Source organism: Pantoea sp. SIMBA_079, assembly GCF_046940275.1.
Taxonomy (GTDB): Bacteria; Pseudomonadota; Gammaproteobacteria; order Enterobacterales; family Enterobacteriaceae; genus Pantoea; species Pantoea borealis.
In genome coordinates this window covers 1-256 of record NZ_JAWRYR010000582.1, presented here as the reverse complement: position 1 = coordinate 256, position 256 = coordinate 1, and the positions used below count along the sequence as shown (strand labels likewise).

At 58.6% G+C, this 256-nt stretch carries 1 protein-coding gene; it reads right to left on the bottom strand.

The genetic code is table 11. The features are described 5' to 3' along the window. Positions 1-256 (bottom strand): cobaltochelatase subunit CobN (locus tag SB719_RS21280; RefSeq protein WP_412159907.1); only part of this gene is annotated, 256 nt, incomplete at both ends.

The following is a 256-nucleotide window of genomic DNA, read 5'->3' as shown; positions in this document are numbered from 1 at the left end:
CGGCGTTGCGCTGTCTTTTCATCCGCCCCTTCGACAACAAGACGCGCCTGCTCAATCCGCATACGAACTGCGACTGGATTGTCCTCGGCATCTTCGTCGAGAGCGCCAACTGCACGCACGGCCTTGTCGAAGAGCGCAATCTGTTCCGGCAACGCATCGCGGAAGAAACCGGAAATGCGCAGCGTCACATCGACCCGGGGACGGCCAAGCTTTGCAATCGGAATGATTTCATATCCAGTCACCCGGCGTGATGCCA